This is a genomic window from Micromonospora sp. ANENR4, from assembly GCF_015354395.1.
GTDB classification, from domain to species: Bacteria; Actinomycetota; Actinomycetes; order Mycobacteriales; family Micromonosporaceae; genus Micromonospora; species Micromonospora aurantiaca.
This window is the reverse complement of record NZ_JADKYQ010000023.1, coordinates 1-14730: the sequence shown is the minus strand read 5'-3', so window position 1 is coordinate 14730 and position 14730 is coordinate 1. Positions and strand designations below refer to the sequence as shown.

At 74.2% G+C, this 14730-nt stretch carries 8 protein-coding genes and 1 pseudogene; 4 read left to right on the top strand and 5 right to left on the bottom strand.

Features of this window, described 5'->3' with window-relative positions:
• Positions 1-106: 106 nt before the first annotated feature.
• Positions 107-1285, top strand: a complete 1179-nt coding sequence (locus IRY44_RS28740) for a glycosyltransferase family 4 protein (RefSeq protein WP_194803330.1) — start codon at positions 107-109, stop codon at positions 1283-1285.
• Here IRY44_RS28740 and IRY44_RS28735 read toward each other — a convergent pair.
• Genes IRY44_RS28735 through IRY44_RS28725 form a run of 3 tightly spaced genes read right to left on the bottom strand, consistent with a single transcriptional unit; the run spans position 1270 to position 5086 of the window.
• Positions 1270-1464, bottom strand: coding sequence for a hypothetical protein (locus IRY44_RS28735; RefSeq protein ID WP_091425994.1), 195 nt, complete (start codon positions 1462-1464; stop codon positions 1270-1272). The genes IRY44_RS28740 and IRY44_RS28735 overlap by 16 nt on opposite strands.
• Before the next feature lie 35 nt (positions 1465-1499).
• Positions 1500-3209 carry a hypothetical protein gene (locus IRY44_RS28730; protein WP_194803290.1) on the bottom strand — a complete coding sequence of 570 codons (1710 nt, stop codon included), beginning with the start codon at positions 3207-3209 and terminating at the stop codon, positions 1500-1502.
• Positions 3209-5086: a hypothetical protein gene (locus IRY44_RS28725; RefSeq protein ID WP_370585035.1), complete on the bottom strand. Its 1878-nt coding sequence runs from the start codon at positions 5084-5086 to the stop codon at positions 3209-3211. The genes IRY44_RS28730 and IRY44_RS28725 overlap by 1 nt, the downstream gene beginning before the upstream one ends.
• A 169-nt stretch (positions 5087-5255) precedes the next feature.
• Between IRY44_RS28725 and IRY44_RS28720 the strand changes: the two genes are divergently transcribed.
• Both IRY44_RS28720 and IRY44_RS30945 read left to right on the top strand, forming a co-directional pair.
• Positions 5256-9779, top strand: coding sequence for an alpha-(1->3)-arabinofuranosyltransferase family protein (locus IRY44_RS28720; RefSeq protein ID WP_194803289.1), 4524 nt, complete (start codon positions 5256-5258; stop codon positions 9777-9779).
• Positions 9776-11059 (top strand): lipopolysaccharide biosynthesis protein, encoded by a 1284-nt coding sequence (locus IRY44_RS30945; protein WP_269697805.1) that lies wholly within the window; start codon positions 9776-9778, stop codon positions 11057-11059. The genes IRY44_RS28720 and IRY44_RS30945 overlap by 4 nt, the downstream gene beginning before the upstream one ends.
• On the opposite strand, the pseudogene nudC reads toward IRY44_RS30945, so the two are convergent.
• Positions 10950-11873 (bottom strand): annotated as a pseudogene (gene nudC / locus IRY44_RS28715) (NAD(+) diphosphatase); the annotation flags it as partial. The gene IRY44_RS30945 and the pseudogene nudC sit on opposite strands and share 110 nt — an antisense overlap.
• Before the next feature lie 186 nt (positions 11874-12059).
• On the opposite strand from nudC, the gene IRY44_RS28710 reads away from it, so the two are divergent.
• Positions 12060-13883 (top strand): VanW family protein, encoded by a 1824-nt coding sequence (locus tag IRY44_RS28710; RefSeq protein WP_194803328.1) that lies wholly within the window; start codon positions 12060-12062, stop codon positions 13881-13883.
• Positions 13884-13942: 59 nt separating this feature from the next.
• Here the strand turns inward: IRY44_RS28710 and IRY44_RS28705 are convergent, their stop codons facing one another.
• Positions 13943-14569: an NADPH-dependent F420 reductase gene (locus IRY44_RS28705; protein WP_194803287.1), complete on the bottom strand. Its 627-nt coding sequence runs from the start codon at positions 14567-14569 to the stop codon at positions 13943-13945.
• Positions 14570-14730: the final 161 nt, after the last annotated feature.

Sequence of the window (14730 nt, the reverse complement as noted above, 5' to 3'; positions counted from 1 at the left end):
TCAACGCCGCCACTCGGGGCATTGCCGGGCGCAAGTCCCAGCCCTTAATGTGACGCGCACCGCTAAATTACTTGAGAGTAGGGTTCGCGTGGAGCGTCGCTTCGGCATGCCCGGACACGTGCTGTTCCTCAACTGGCGAGACACTCGCAACCCCGAGGGCGGCGGTTCCGAGGTGTACGTGGAACGGATCGCCGCCGAGCTGGTGGCGCGCGGATTCCGCGCCACCCTGTTCTGCGCCGCGCACCGCGAGGCTCCCGCCGACGAGGTGAACGACGAGGGCATCCGGTTCGTCCGGCGCGGTGGCCGGCACACCGTCTACGTGTGGGCCGCGCTCTGCTACCTGGCCGGGGCGTTCGGCCTCGGCCCGCTCGCCGCACGCCGGGGCGGCCGGCCGGACATCCTCGTCGACGTCTGCAACGGCCTGCCGTTCCTCTCCCCGCTCTGGGCCCGGCGCCCGGTGGTCAAGCTGATCCACCACGTGCACCGCGAGCAGTGGCCGGTGGTCCTGCCGCAGTGGGCCGCCCGGTTCGGCTGGTGGGTCGAGTCGTCGCTTGCGGTACGCGTCTACCGGCGCTGCCGGTACGTCACCGTGTCCGAGGCGACCCGGCGCGAACTCGCCACCCTCGGCGTACCACCGGAGCAGGTGTCGGTGGTCTACAACGGCACGCCGGAGCTGCCCCGCACCGACGCCGAGCGCGCCCCGTTCCCCCTGCTCGTGACGCTGAACCGGCTGGTGCCGCACAAGCGGGTGGAGGTGGCGCTGCGTGCGGTCGCGGCGCTCGCCGACGAGCTGCCCCAGCTCCGGCTGGTGGTCGCCGGTCAGGGCTGGTGGGAATCGCACCTGCGTGAGGTCGCCGACGAGCTGGACATCGCCGACCGGGTGGACTTCCGGGGCTTCGTGACAGAGGAGGAGAAGGCCGCGCTGCTCGCCTCGGCCTGGGTCGCCCTGACGCCGTCACTCAAGGAGGGCTGGGGGCTGACGATCGTGGAGGCCGGCGCGGCGGGTACGCCGACAGTGGCGTTCCGGGAGGCGGGCGGCGTCGCGGAGGCGGTGGTGGACGGGCGTACCGGCCTGCTGGCCGACGACATCGACGACTACCTGGCGAAGGTGCGCGCGCTGCTGCACGACGACGAGATGCGTCAGGAGATGGGCGCCCAGGCCCGGCGGCACGCGGCGAACTTCACCTGGCCGGTGGCGGGGGAACGCTTCGCGACCCTGCTGGAGACTGCGGACTCGCCCCGCCCGGTCCAGCGGCGGGGCGACCCGTCCTACCTGTTGCCGTAGACCTCGGGGGCGTACGGGTCCTGCTTCCCGGCCCGCTTGGCCGCCTCCGTGGCGTTGCGCGCCTCGGTCGCGGCCTCCTCGGCCGTGGCGGTCGCGGCGGCCGAGAGCCCGCCGAGGGCCAGGACCCCGAGCAACGCCGCCACCAGGCCGGACACGACAAGGGTCAAAGCTCTACGCATGCCATTCCTCCGATGGTGAGACGTGCGAGCGGACGTTACCACGCAGTAGCTCGCCGGCGTAGGGTCGAAAAGGCGGCAGCCATGACCGCCAGAACGGCAGTTCCGCACGCCAGCACGACCAGCCAGCGGCTCGCTCCGGTCCGCGGCGGCGAACCCGAGGCGGCCGGGTTCCGGTAGAGGCTCAGCGACTCCCCCTCGTACCGGAGGTCGAGACCGGTCAGAACGGCCGGGTCCACTGTGCTCGGCGTACCGTGCTGCACCACCACCCAGCCCACCCCGGTGGCCGAGACGGGCCGCCCCTCGGCGAGCACCCGGCGCACCTCGCGCAGGCGCGGATTCTCCCCGGCCACCGCGACGTCGTCGACCACCAGCGTGTCGTCGGTGAGCACGGTTCCCGGCAGATAGCGGGGCGCCGGGTCGAGCACCACCCGCCCCGGGTTCCACGGATAGGCCCGGTAGGTGGTCAGCGGCAGGGCGAGGACCTCCCCCGGGTCGTCGGGCAGGCGCTCGGCGACCGCCCGCCAGTCCGCCGGGTAGCGCACCGGGCTGATCCGGCCGGCGCCGCCGAACGCCAGGTCCGGCATCGCGGCCACCGGCAGGAGCAGCAGCCCGGCCAGCACGATCCCGCCGACCTCCCGGTCGATCCGGGCCACCAGCCGCTCGGCGCCCAGCGCCGCGCACACCACCAGCACGAGGGCGTACGGCGCGAGGAACTTCTGCCCGTCGCGGAGCAGTCCCGCGCCCGGCACGTGCGCCACCGCCCAGCTCAGCGCCGCGTTCCCGCCGGGCAGCACGGCGAGGGCGGCCAGCAGGTACCCGCCGCCGGCCAGCACGCCCAGCCGTACCGCCGCGCCCGCCGGCAGCCGGCGCCGCAGCAGGCCCGCGCCGGCCACCGCCAGGACCACGAGCACCACAGTCGCCAGCGGGGCCAGCGTGGCGGACCGGCTGGACGGGGTCGCCTGCACGTTCCAGATGCCGCCGGTGCCCGCGAGCGCCACCAGCGGGCCGGCCCAGTTCTCGGCGCGCGCCGAGAACGCCGCCACACCCGCCGGGTCGGACGTGCCACCCGCGCCGGTGACCAGGGCCGCCACGATCCACGGGGCGTTCAGCAGCGCGACACCGCCCACCGCGACCGCCGACGGGCGGAGCCGGGCCCGGTCCGCCGCCAGCACCAGCACCGTCGCCAGCGCGATCAGGCCACCGGTCGGGGTGATCGCGGCGGGCGCGGCGAGCAGCACCACCCGGGCGAGCGCGCCGTCACGGCCCGCCCGCAGGTCCAGCGCCGCCCGCACCAGCCACGGCAGTGCGGCGTACGCCAGCAGCAGCCCCCACTGCCCGATCAGCAGCCGCTCGGCCAGGTACGGCGTCCACGCGTACGCCACGGCGGCCACGAGTTGCACCGCACGCCGCTGCGTCGGCACCAGCCGTCCGGCGCCCACTGCGGCGAACAGGACCGCACCGGCCAGCGCCACCCGCTGCACCACCCAGCCCGGCACGAGCTGGGTCACCAGCGAGACCAGCGCGTCCATCGGCACCGCCCGGGGCAGGCTCTGCGCCGGGGCCACCAGATCCCAGCTCAGCGGCTGCCGGGGGACGAACACCATGTCGTACCGCAGCGCGTAGCCCGGCGCCACGAGCGGCGCCAGGATCAACGCGGTGACGACGACCGCCACGAGGTACAGCGGCAGCGTCTCCCGCCACCGCCGGAGCGCGGGGCCGCCGGCCTCGGCGGGACGTCCGGTCATTACGGCTTCGGCACCGCCCGGCCGATGGTGATCAGGTTGGTGCACAGCCGGACGCCCGGCGTGTTCACGGTCAGCTCGACGGCGGAGCCGGCGCCCTCGAGCATGAAGAACACGTCGTTCAGCCCTTCCTTCAGCGTGATCTCGCGGGTGGCGTCGCCGAGCTTGAACACCGCCGTCGAGTCACCGGAGCCGACGTAGCCGAAGTGCACCACGTACGGCCACTCCACCAGGTAGCCGTCCATCGGGATCCGGGCGGTCCGGCCGCCCTCGGCCAGGTGCCCGCAGCCCTCCACGGTGCCGGGCGCGACCTTGCGCCCCTCGACCACCACCGGCCGGATCCGGCCGTTCTCGTCGAACGTCGACGGCTTCTCGCTCATCGTCACGAACGTCGGCCGGCGCTGGGCCGGACGGAAGAAGTGGGACTGGAGGTTGTCCGGCCAGAAGTACCCGGCCACCACCCGGTCCGGCACGATCGTGTCGAAGAAGACGGTGCCCGGCGGCGCGGCGGCCAGCTCGGCCTGCGTGGTGGCCAGGTAGTCCCGCCCGTGCTTGGTGCTCCAGTTGTCGCCGAACCGCGCGGTGCTCCACAGCGTGCCCACCCCGATGGTGGCCAGCAGCACGACCATCGAGACCAGGCCGACCGCGAAGGCGCCCGGCTCCCGCAGCACGGTCGGCAGCGGCCACGCGGAGACGTCGTCCTCGTCGCTGTCCTTCATCCCGAGCAGCGCCACCCCGACGCAGATCGCGGCCACCAGCACCACGTCCGCGACGTACCGGGGGACGACGCCGACCAGCGGTCCCAACGGTCCGCCGAGCCGGGTCACCGCGAACAGCGCCGCGACCAGGCCGAGGTAGCAGGCGAGCAGCAGCCAGGCCCGCCCGGCGGTCGGCCGCCGCCGCACGGTGACCACGATCAGCGCCGCGAGCACCGCCCACGACAGCCACTTCGCGATGTCGTACGGGTCGGACAGCGGCGGCCCGTCACCGGCGTACGTCCAGCGCCACGGCCCGCCGAGCAGGCCCGGCACCACCGTGTCGCCGATCAGGTCGCCGAGGAAGGAGAAGACCTGCCCGACCGAGGTGGGCTCGTCCAGCCCACGGGCCGGGCGGGTCAGGTAGTACGCCAGGTACGCCCCGGACAGCACGGTGAGCATCAGCCACGCCGGCCAGAACCGCACGACAGTGCTCACCAGGCTGCGCCACGCGCGGCCCTTGGTGAACAGGAACGCGGTCAGCAGGAACAGCAGCGGCACGATCAGCAGCGCCTTGGTGTCGAAGAGCAGGCCGAACACCACCCAGAACGCCACCAGCACGAGGTGCCGCCTACGGCCGGTACGCACGTAGCGGACCTGGGCCGCCACCGCGAGGACCAGGGCGAGCTGCGGCGGCAGCACGAGCAGCCCGACCAGCCACAGCGACGACACCTCGAGCGTCAGCGGGCTGAACAGGAACAGGCTCAGCGGGACCAGCAGCCCCCAGCCGGGCCGCAGCAGGTCACGCAGCAGCCGGTAGAGGGCGATCCCCACCGCCGCCTGCCCGGCCGCCAGCAGCAGGATCCACGGCCAGCCGGCGAAACCGGCCGCCCGGACCATCAGCCACGCGACCGCCAGCCCGGCCGGCATGAGGTGGTTGTTGAACGTGCCCAGCAGGTAGTCCGGGTCCAGGCGGGTGTCGAGCACCTGCGCGGCGATGACGAACTCGTCCTGCGAGAACCAGCCACGGGCGGCCAGCCCGGCGCGCGACGCGACGGACACGACGATGAGGGCGATCGCGACCGCGCGGACGCGGTCGGCGGCGATCCAGCGACCGATCGGTCCGGGTCCGTCGTCCTCCGCGCCGACGGCTGCCGGATGCGTCTCGGCCGCTGCTTGTGGCATTGACATGGTCGGCAGCCTGCCACACGCTTACACGCCGTGGGGACGGCCGTTCTCCTGATAACGCCTCGCCGCGCCCCCAGGTCGCCACTGCGCGTCCGGTCCGGATAACGTCGCGCGACACGCGTCATGTTGCAGGTGCGCGTACGGCCGGCGGAGACGGGAGCCGAAAATGCGTGCGGACGGGACGACAACGTCGCCGACGGGGACGGACACCCCGGCCCGGGAGACCGGCCGTGCCCGGCAGACGGCGCGACGGTTCCGGCACCTGACGATCTGCCTCGCGCTCACCGCCCTCGCCTTCCAGCAGGCACCCGGGCAGGTCGTACCGGACACCAAGGTCGACCTGAACGTCAACCCGGCGGGCTGGCTGCTGCGCTCGCTGCACCTGTGGGATCCCACCGGCACGTTCGGCCAGCTCCAGAACCAGGCGTACGGATATCTCTGGCCGATGGGCCCGTTCTTCCTGCTCGGGACGGAACTGGGCATCGCGCCGTGGATCGTCCAGCGGTTCTGGTGGGCGCTGCTGTTCTGCGTCGCGTACCTCGGTGTGGTGCGGCTGGCGGGCCGGCTCGGCATCGGCAGCCCCGCGGGCCGGATGATCGCCGGTGTCGCGTTCGCGCTGTCGCCGCGCATCCTGACCCAGCTCGGCTGGTCGTCGGTGGAGTCCTGGCCCAGCGCCGTCGCACCGTGGGTGCTCATCCCGCTCGTGGGGCTCGCCCGGGGCGCCCGGCTGCGGCGTGCGGTCGCCGGGTCGGCGGTCGCCGTCGCCTGCGCGGGCGGCGTCAACGCCACCGCCGTCGCCGCCGTGGTGCCGCTCGCCCTGCTCTGGCTCGCCACGCTCCGGCCGCTGCGCCGCCGCGTCACCGCCCTCGCGGCCTGGTGCGGCGCGGTCGCCCTGGCCACCGCGTGGTGGCTGATCCCGCTGCTGGTCCTCGGCCGGTACAGCCCGCCGTTCCTGGACTACATCGAGACCGCCCGCAACACCACGAGCGTCACCGACGCGGTGACGACGCTGCGCGGCGCCTCCTACTGGGTCGCGTACCTGGCCTCCCCGTTCGGCGCGAACATCCCGGCCGGCGCCCGGCTGGCCAACGACACGCTGCTCGTCGTGGCCACCCTGGCGGTCGCCGCGCTCGGCGTGCTCGGCCTGTCCCGGCGCGGCATGCCGCACCGCCGGTTCCTCATCACCGGCCTGCTGGTCGGCGTCGCGCTCGTCGGGCTCGGGCACACCGGCGACCTGCCGAACATCCTCGCCGGGCCGCAGCAGCAGTTCCTCGACGGCATCGGCGCCCCGCTGCGCAACGTGCACAAGTTCGACGTGCTGCTGCGCCTGCCGCTGGCGCTCGGCCTGGCGCACCTGGTCAGCCTCGCCGTACGCGCCGCCCGGACCGCGCCCGAGCAGCGCCGCGGTCGTGCCACCGCCCGGGCCTGGCTCACCGCCGGCACGGCGATGGTCGCGGTCGCGGGCGTCGCCTCGCCGGCGCTCGCCGGTGGCCTCGCCACCCCGGGAGCGGTGAAGGACGTGCCCGGCTACTGGCACGAGGCCACCGACTGGCTGGACGCGAACACCGGACGCGGACGCGTGCTCGTCGTCCCCGGCGCGCGCTTCCCCGCGTACGACTGGGGCAGCACCACCGACGAGATCGCCCAGCCGCTGCTGGACAGCCGGTGGGCGGTCCGCAACGCCATCCCGTTCACCCCGCCCGCCACGATCCGGCTGCTGGACGCGATCGAGTCGACGCTCGCCACCGGCGCCGGTTCGACCGGCCTGGCCGACCTGCTCGCCCGCTCGGGGATCAGCCACGTCCTGTTCCGCGCCGACCTCGACCACGGCCGCTCGGACACGGCCCGCCCGGCGGTCGTCCGGCAGGCGCTGGAACGCTCGCCTGGGCTGACCCGCGTGGTGTCCTTCGGCCCGGTACGCGGCGGCTCCGACACCCCTGACGAGTTCCGCGACCAGGGCCTGGACGTGCCCGGACGGGCGCTCGAGGTGTACCGGGTGGACCGGCCCGTCCAGCCGGTGGTCGCGTACGACCGCGACGACGTGACCACTGTCGTCGGCGGTCCCGAGTCGCTGCTCGACCTGGCCGCCTCGGGCCAGCTCGGCGCCGCGCCCACGATCCTGGCCGGCGACGTGAAGGCCGGCGAGACCAGCGGGCGGGTCGTGATGACCGACGGGCTGCGCCGGCGCGACGTCTCGTTCGGCCGGCTGCGCGACAACTCCTCCCAGACGCTCACCGCCGACGACACCTTCGCGGTGTCCGCGCCCGCGCACGACTACCTGCCCGACTGGGGGCCGGAGTGGTCGACAGTCGCGCGTTTCGAGGGCATCAGCGGGATCCGCGCCTCGACCGCCCGCTCTCAGATCGACGCCACCGGCGGCGCCCGGCCGGAGTACCAGCCGTACGCGGCGATGGACGGAAACACCGCCACGTCCTGGCGGTCGGCGCCGCACTCGGACAGCGACAAGCAGTGGATCGAGGTGAACCTGGCGAACCCGACCCGGGTCACCCGGGTGGAGGTGTGGTTCGACCTGAAGGCCGACGCCCTGCCCACCACGGTCACCGTGACCGCCGGGTACGAGAGCCGCACCGTCGAGCAGTTCGGTGACCACATGGTCTTCGAGCTGCCCGGCGTGCACGCCACCCGCAAGGTCGAGGTCTCCGTCGACGCCGCGTTCGACCTGCGCCCGTTCGGCGACAAGTCGGTCGGCATCAGCGAGATCAAGATTCCTGGCGTCGAAACCGGCCGGACGCTCCAGTTGCCCGCCGCCCCCGCAACCGAGCAGCCGGCCGGCGTCGTCGTGTCGGCGGCGCCGTCCACGCCCGCCTGTTTCACCGTCGACGGCCGGCCGCGCTGCTCCACCGACGCGATCCGCGGCTCGGAGGACGCCTCCACCATCGACCGCACCTTCACGCTGCCGGTCGCCGGGACGTACGACGCGAAGCTGTGGGCGCGACCGACCCCCGGCCCGGAGCTGAACGAGGCCTTGGACAAGCTGGTCGCCGACGCCCAGCCGTTGCGCCTCGCGCCGCAGGTCACCGCGTCCTCGACGGCGGTGCCCGACCCGGCCGGCCGGCCCGGCGCGGTCCTCGACGGCGACCCGGCCACGAGCTGGTCACCGGCGCTGAACGACGAGGCGCCGATCCTGCGCCTCACCTGGCTCGAACCGCAGGTCATCAGCAAGATCCGGTTCACCGTCGAGGAGGGGACCGCCGCCACCCGGCTCGGCAGCGTCCGGGTGGTCGGCAACGACGGGTTCCGCAGCAACCTGCTCACCAACGACGGGGTGCTCACGCTCGACCCGCCGATGCGGACCGACTCGATCACCATCCAGTTCCTCGACAAGCCGTCCGCCACCAGCACCGACCCGTACGGCCTGCGCCTGCCCGAGCCGCTGCCCATCGCTGTCGGCGAGGTGACGGTGCTGCCCCTCGGGACCACTGTCGCACCCCGCCCGGAGACGCCGCTGAAGCTGGCCTGCGGCTCCGGCCCGACGCTTCAGGTCGGCTCGTCCCGGATCACCACCACGCTCACCGGGACCGTCCGCGACCTGCTGGAACTGCGCGAGATGCCGGTCACCGCCTGCGGCCGGACCACGCCGAAGCAGCTCGACCTGGGCAGCGGCGAGCACCGCCTCGTCACCACCGCGAGCACGCTCGCCACCGCCACCCGCGTCGCGCTGACGCCACGGACCGCGACGCCCGCCGCGGCGGCCACCGCCGGCGACATCGAGGTGGGTTCCTGGTCGGCCACCGAGCGGCGGGTACGGGTGTCCGAGCACTCCGTCGACCGGGTGCTCGCGGTCCGGGAGAACACGAACACCGGCTGGCAGGCGACCATCGGCGGCACGACGCTCACCCCGCTCGTGGTGGACGGCTGGCAGCAGGGCTGGATCCTCCCCGCCGGTGTCTCCGGGGACGTGGTGCTGCGTTTCACGCCGGACACCCCGTACCGGATGGGTCTGCTGCTCGGCGGCGTCCTGCTGGCGGTGGTGGTCCTGCTCGCGGTGCTGCCCGACCGCCAGCCCGCCGGGGATCGCGCGGTCGTCGTCGCACCGGCGGCCCGGCGACGGCTCACCCGCTCGCTGCCGCTGCTGGCAGTCGGCGCCGCCGCGCTCGTGCTCCACAGCGGTCTCATCGGTGCCCTGCTGGTCGCGGCGGGCTTCATGCTCGCCGTACCCGGGCCGCGCCGCCTGCCCTGGACCGGTGACCCCAGGCGGGTCAGGAGAATCGCCCGGGCCGCCGAGACGTGGCTCCCCGGCGCGCTCGTCGTGCTCGCCGGATGGATCTACCTGGAGTCGGCCGACCGGCACACCGACGCGCTGCCGCAGCTCGTGACTGTCGCCGCGCTGGGTGCGCTCTGGCTCTCCACTACCGCCCGCCGACGGCCGGTACGCCGGATCAGCCCGGCCTCGGCCGCAGCCGTGACCGTGCCGGCTCCCCGGATGCCGGAGCCGGCCGGACAGCCGGCGCTCGTCCCCGCCCTCGCCGGGGCCGCCGCGGCTCCCACCGCCCACATCGACCCGGGCGCGGGTCCTGATCGAGCGCCGGACCTCGACGCCGAGCCGGAGCCGGACCGGGATGCGGATCTGGACGGTCGTGCCGAGCCCGACCCGGACGGGCGGCCGGGGCCGGACGCCGCGCCGGGACCGGACGGCGGTCCGGCGTCCCGCGTCTCGGAGATCACGTGAGCGAGGGCCGGCCGGGCCCCGAGCCGGCGGGCGGCCGGAGGACCGGGCTGGGTGCGGCGGGCGTCGCCGTCACGCTCGCCGGGGTCCTGGTGAACGGCCTGGCCTACCTGGTGCCGGTGCTCGCCGCCCGGAAGCTCGACGCGGACGACCTCGGCGCGCTCGCCACCGCCCTCGGCCTGGTCGCCATCGCCGGTGTGCCGGGGCTCGGCCTGCAACTCGCGGTCGCGGTGCACCACGCCCGGCACGGCCCGTCCGACACCCGGCGGCTCACCGTGCTGACCGCCGCCCTCTGCGCGGGTGCCCTGCTGGTGGCGACGCCGGTGCTGGTCGCCGCGCTGGACCTGCCGACTGTGGTACCGGCGCTGCTGGCGGTCACCACCGCCTCGGTGGTGCTCTCGTCGCGTTCGCTCGGCGAACTGCAGGGCGGTCAGCGCTTCCTGCGGCTCGCCACCGCGATGGCGCTGCTCGCCGCCGCCCGCTACGGCGGGGTGATCGTGGGGCTGCTGCTCGGCGCGGGCCTGACCGGCGCGCTCGGCATCGGTGCGCTCACCGCCGCGCTGGCGCCACCGGCGCTGGCCTGGCTCACCGGTACGCCCCGGCGTCCCTCGGCCGCCCCGCGCCTGACTGTCGCCCAGGTGACCGCCGGATGCGGCGCGACGCTGGCGATGCTCGTCGTCTCCTACGCCGACCTGCTGCTGGCCCGGCAACTGCTGCCGCCCTCGGGCTCCGGGGCGTACTCGGTGGGGACGGTTCTGACCAAGGGCGCGCTCTGGGCGCCGCAGGTCGCCGCCGTCCTGGCGCTGCCGCGCCTGGCCCGTGGGGACCGCCGCAGCCGCACCGTCGCGCTCGCGGTGACCGGTGCCTGCGGTCTGGTCCTGGTGGGCGCGTCGGCTGTCGCCGGCGGGCTGGCCTTCCGGCTCGTCGGCGGACCCGGCTACACGGCGCTCGGCCGGTACGCGCCGCTGTTCGCCGCCGTCGGCGCGCTCTACGCGGTGACGTTCGTGCTGCTCAACGACCGCCTCGCCGGGGGCGTCAGGTGGGCGGCGGCGCCACTGTGGTTCGGCACGGCCGCGCTGGTGACAGTCGCCGCGACCGTGCGCCCGCGTACCGTCGGCGGTCTCGTCGTCGCGGCCCTCGCCACGGCCGCGGTCACGACACTGCTGATGGCCGTGCCGGCGCCTCGGCGGACAGCCAGTCACCCAGCAACAGGTGATCGATCGAGTCCACCCGGCCCAGCGGCCGACCGGACGCGATCCGCTCCCGCAGCTCCGCCCGGCTGAACCAGCGCGCCTCCAGCAGTTCCTCCCCGTCGACGCGGACCTGCTCGGAGGTGGCGACGGCCCGGAACGCCACCATCAGGCCGGCGGGGAACGGCCACGCCTGCGACCCCTGGTAGGTCACGTCGGTGACTGTCACCCCCGCCTCCTCCGCCAGCTCGCGGCGGACCGCGTCCTCCAGGCTCTCACCGACCTCGACGAACCCGGCGAGCGTCGAATAGGACCCCTCGGCCGCGCCCGCGTGCCGGGCCAGCAGGCAGCGCCCCGGCGGGCCGGGCGCCTCGACGAGCATGATGACGGCCGGCTCGATCCGGGGGAACAGCAGCCGTCCGCACTCCGCGTCCGCGCAGGTCCGGACGTGTCCGCCGCCGCCGGCCACCGCCGCCGCCCCGCACGCGCCGCAGTATCGCTGCTGCCGGTGCCACGACAGCAACCCCCTGGCGTACGCCTGAACGGCCGCACCGGCCGGGTCGAGCCGGCCCGCGAACGCCCGCAGGTCGACGGCACGCGTCGCGGCCGCCGCCTCCACGGCGGCCCGCTCGCCCAACGCGGACAGATCCGCGGCGAACACGGCGGCGTCCCCGTCGACCCCGAGGAAGACGGTCTCGCCCGCGGCGGCCCGGACGGCCGACGCACGTTCCCCGGTGAGCCGGACCGGGCCGTCCCCGTCGGCCAGGCAGCGGTCCCGCCACAGCGGCAGCACCACGCTCGCCGGATCGGTCAGCCGCTCGGCCAGCCAGTCCGCGTCCGTGCGCCGCGCCGCCGCCCGGTCCAGCCATCCGCCGCCGTACGCCGGCACCCGATCCTGTGTCCGCACCGACTCACCGTGCCACGATCCGTACCGCGGCACGGCCCCGAAACGGGTGATCGGTGCGACACCGGCGGTCACCCGACACGACCGCCGGGCCGGACCCTCCCGGCGGGCCCGAGCGTTGGTTACCGTAGGTGTCTCCCGCGGGGGAAGCGGTCCCCGCGTGTACTTCCGATCGAGGTTGCAGTGACGATGTACGGCGAGAAGATGCCGGCTGCCGACGACCGTCCCACCATCAAGGTGGCGGCGGTGAGCTGGCCCGGCGTCGAGATGGAGCCGGTCGCCACACCACCCGGAGGCGGCGCGGCCAAGCCCGCACGCTCGCGACGGGCCCGGCTGCTGCTGGCCGGCGGGATCGTTGCGGCCGTGCTCGCCGGCGGTGTCGGCCTGGGCGCCTACGCGTACGCCGGCGACGTGCCCCGCGGCACCACTGTGCTCGGCACCGAGCTGGGCGGGCGGAGCAAGGCGGAGGCGGCCCAGGCGCTCCGCGCCGAGCTGGAACGCCGGGCCGACACGCTCAACGCCCCGCTCGCTGTCACAGTCGGTGAGAACAAGGCCGAGCTGAAGCCGTCCGAGGTGGGGCTCACCATCGACGTGGACGCCACGGTGGCGGCCGCCGCCGAGGCCGACGCGCACGCGGTGAGCCGGCTCGTCGGCTCCCGGGCGGTCGAGCCGGTGGTCACCGTCGACCAGGCCAAGCTGGGCGCGGCCCTCCGCAGGGTGATGGGCACGCAGGGTCGCGAGATGACCATGCCGGCGATCATCTGGACCGGCACCACACCGAAGCCGGTCTACCCGAAGCCGGCGCTGACGATCGACACCGACGGCGCCACCGCAGTGGTGAAGGCCGGGTGGCTGGCCGCCGAGCCGGTCACCGTGCCGCTCGTCGAGAAGTGGCCGGCGACCACCCGCGAGGAGGTGGACCGCCTCGTCGCCGAGCTGGCCCGGCCCGCGGTGGCCGCGCCGGTCACGCTCACCACCGACGGCGGCTCGGTCACCATCCCGCCAGCCGCCATCGCCCGCTCGCTGCGCTTCTCCGCCGACGACGCCGGCACGCTCACCCCGAAGGTCGACGTCAAGCGGCTGCGTACCGCGCTCGGGGACCAGCTGACCAAGCTCGAGGTCGAGCCGCGGGACGCCGGGCTGACCATCAGCGGCGGCAAGCCGAAGGTGCTGCCCAGCAAGGCCGGACGCCAGGTCGACGCCGCCGCGCTCGGCCCGGCGCTGCTCGCGGTGCTCCCGAAGACCGAGGGCCGTACGGTGACCGCCGAACTGAAGCCGGCCGCCCCCGAACTGACCGAGGCGGAGCTGGCGAAGCTCGGCATCAAGGAGCGGGTGTCGAGCTTCACCACCCACTTCACCGGCGGTCTCTCGTCGCCGCGCAGCCAGAACATCGTCCGCGCCGCGAAGGACGTGGACGGCGCGCTGGTGAAGCCGGGCGAGACGTTCTCCCTGAACGGGCACACCGGCGAACGCGGCTACGACCAGGGCTACAAGGACGCGCCGACGATCGTCGGCGGCAAGCTGGTGCCGGGTGTCGGCGGTGGCGTCTCCCAGTTCACCACCACGCTGTTCAACGCCACCTACTATGCCGGGCTGGAGGACGTCGAGCACAAGCCGCACTCGTTCTACTTCAGCCGCTACCCGGCAGTGATCGAGTCGACCATCTACTGGCCGCAGCTCGACTTCAAGTTCCGCAACAACACGCCCTACGGCGTCCTGATCGACACGTCGTACACGTCCAGCTCGATCACCGTCTCGATCTGGAGCACCAAGATCTACGACAGCGTGAAGACCGAGTACGGCCCGCGCCGCAACATCACCCAGCCGAAGACGGTCTACCTGACGCCGGGACCGAGCTGCATCGCCGCGACCGGCAGCGTCGGGTTCGCCCAGGACGCGTACCGGGTCATCAAGAAGGACGGCAAGGTGTTCAAGCGGGAGAAGTTCAGCTGGCGCTACGACGCCGAGCCGCGCTTCATCTGCGCCCCGAAGCCGGGCGGCGGCGACGACTGATCCACCGAAACGCCGAAAGGCCCCGCCGGACGCATCCGGCGGGGCCTTTTCCATGCTTGTCACGGCCGCGCCGCGGCCAACCCTTCGCGTACGCCGTCGGCGTCCCGGTCGGTGCCGTAGACGGGCGTGTCCGGCTGCTGCCGCCAGCTCTCGTCCAGGGTGCCCGCGTCGACCGGGTCGAAGCCCAGCTCGTCCACCAGACCCATCACGATCCGCTTGGCGTCCGCGTCGTCGCCGGCCACCGGCAGCGCGATCCGGCCCGCCGTACCCGCCGGCTTGCCCTCGTCCATCAGGTGCGCGGCCTGGATGTTGTTGAAGACCTTCACCACCCGGGCGCCCTTGAGGTGGTCGGCGGTCCAGCGGCTGGAGCTGAGGCTGCGGTCGAGCAGCTCGGCGATGTCGCCGTCCCGCTGGGGGTAGTAGTTGTTGGCGTCGACCACGAGCTTGCCGTCGAACAGCGCCGCCGGAAGCTGCGGCACCGCCTTCAGCGGGATCGCGACGACCACCAGCTCGGCGCCCTGCACGGCCTCCTCCACCGGCACCGCCCGGGCGCCGGTCTCGGCGGCCAGGTCGGACAGGCTCTGTGGCCCGCGGGAGTTGGCCACCGCGACGTCGTGACCGAGTGAACGCAGACGACGGGTGAGGGTGCCCCCGATGTGCCCCGACCCGATGATTCCGATCTCCATGCCCACTCCTGTACCCCGTGCGGTCGGACCCGATCAGGGTCCCGGCGTACGACACGTCACGTTTCCCGCCACCGAGCCGGCAGGCGGACGTGCGTCGTCGGTCCCGGCTCGACGGTACGAGACGGAGGCGGCCCGGCGTGGTGTTTTCCGGGGGTGAACGT